Below are 2,002 nucleotides of genomic sequence, written 5' to 3'. Positions count from 1 at the left end.
ATTAATTCCTTTGAAGATTTAAAAGGTAAAAAAGTTTCGGTTGGTGCTCCTGGTTCAGGAACGTATGCAAACGCTGAACAGCTTTTAGAAATTCATGGATTATCAATCGAAGATGACATCGAAGCTCAAAACTTAGATTTTGGGGAGTCTACAGATGGATTATCGACAGGTCAAATTGAAGCTGCTTTCATTACAGCTGGTTATCCTACGTCAGCTGTTGAGAGCTTAAATGCCACAAACAAAGTAAACATTATTCCGGTTACTGAAGATAAAGCAAAAGAACTTATTGAAAAATATCCTTATTATGCTGTAGATGCTGTGCCTAAAGGTACTTACGGTCTTTCTGAAGAAGTTCCAGTAGTTTCTGTATTAGCAATGCTAGCAGTTAAGAAAGACCTTCCAAAGGATTTAGTTTATGAAATCACAAAAGCGATTTATGGCAATACAGATAAAATTAGCCATGCTAAAGGTGAATTTATTAAAGCAGAAACAGCTCTAGATGGTATTGGAATAGAAGTTCATCCAGGTGCTCAAAAATATTTTGATGAAGTAAACAAGTAATCATTAGTGAAAAGAGGCTTTGATGCGTATAGCTTCGAGTCTCTTTTCTAATTAAGAGAGGCTTTCCACTTCATGAAAAATAAAATAATTATTGTTCTTATAATGATAACTTTCTCTTTTATCTTTATACCTTTTGTACCTGCCCTCTCCTTTACCGAAACACGTACGGATTTACCAATTACTCATTATCTTCCTTTAAAAAAGGAAAAAGAATTCCAAATTATTTTTACTCATACTATACATAAAACAGATGTTATTGAAAATTACCGGGTACTAAATAACAAGGAAATTCTCTTACTATCAATGGAATATAGTGACGTTGCGATTGGAATGCCGAGCTACGCAGAAGAGGGGCAAACACTTGTATATAAAGATGGTTTATACACTCTATCGTATGCTCATGAAGCGTTGCCTTCTTTTACTATGTTTGTAGGAGATGTTGAAGATCAGCTTTTTTTACAATACCAAAAGAAGAAATACAATTTAAAAGTAAAACTAGAAAAAGGGAAATCTTATTTATTCGAAGTGAAAAAGCTATCATTATTTGACATAGCGAGAGGAGTTAACCTGAATGAGCAATAATAAAGGCAATAAAAAAGAGCGGAATGCAGAAGAAAGTAATTTTAAAGAGTTGTCAGCTGAGGAACAGCAGGCGCTGCTAGAGAAATACGATCCAGAATCTAATACACGTAGTGTAGGTAGTAATTTTAAATATGTTATTTATTTTGGCTTGCTAGCATTCTCTTTATTTCAGTTATATACGGCAATTTTTGGACAGTATCCAGCGCAAATACAGCGTACTGTTCATTTGGGCTTCGGTTTATTATTTGTGTTTTTATTATTCCCAGCTCGTAAGAAACTTTCTAAAACAAAAATACCGTTTTATGATTATATACTAGGAGCAGCGGCAATTTTTGTAGGAAGCCATTGGGTAATTAATTACGAACGACTTGTTAAAAGTTTAGGTGGTCTAGAAACCTTAGACTTTATAGTCGGTTTAGTTGCTATTGGATTAGTTTTAGAGGCTGCACGCCGAGCTGTAGGCTTGCCGATCACTATTATAGCAGGGTTATTTTTAGTATATGCCTATTTTGGAGAATACTTCCCTGCGTTTATGGCCCACCGAGGACAAAGCTTAGATAATATCGTTAAGCTGATGTTCTTTTCAACGGATGGAATTCTAGGAACACCGTTAGCAGTTTCCTCTACGTATATTTTTGCATTCCTATTGTTTGGAGCATTTCTAGTTAAAACCGGGGTTGGACAGTATTTTAATGACCTCGCAGTAGCTATTGCTGGCAAAATGGTTGGAGGACCTGCAAAGGTTGCGATCTTCTCATCAGCTTTACAAGGAACTATTTCCGGGAGTTCGGTAGCAAACGTTGTTACTTCAGGATCTTACACCATTCCAATGATGAAATCATTAGGCTATAAAAAGGAG

Annotated in this window: 3 protein-coding genes; all 3 read left to right on the top strand. The window is 35.6% G+C overall.

What is annotated here, in order from left to right; all coding sequences use genetic code 11:
• The coding region (locus tag AC06OU_RS11785) for a TAXI family TRAP transporter solute-binding subunit (RefSeq protein ID WP_475855986.1) at positions 1–561 on the top strand (561 nt) is incomplete at its 5' end.
• A 72-nt stretch (positions 562–633) separates the two neighbouring features.
• Complete coding sequence (locus tag AC06OU_RS11780) at positions 634–1,143, top strand: DUF1850 domain-containing protein (RefSeq protein ID WP_475855985.1); 510 nt, start codon at positions 634–636, stop codon at positions 1,141–1,143.
• A partial coding sequence (locus tag AC06OU_RS11775) for a TRAP transporter permease (protein ID WP_475855984.1) occupies positions 1,133–2,002 on the top strand: 870 nt, incomplete at its 3' end. The genes AC06OU_RS11780 and AC06OU_RS11775, both read left to right, overlap by 11 nt.

This window comes from Psychrobacillus sp. (assembly GCF_056205495.1).
The sequence above is the reverse complement of the archived record's forward strand: the minus strand, read 5'-3'. Positions and strand labels throughout refer to the sequence as shown.

What these genes read in the sequence shown, in the direction of transcription:
- AC06OU_RS11780 (WP_475855985.1), top strand. Translation starts at nt 634, where the DNA reads ATGAAAAATAAAATAATTATTGTTCTTATAATGATAACTTTCTCTTTT.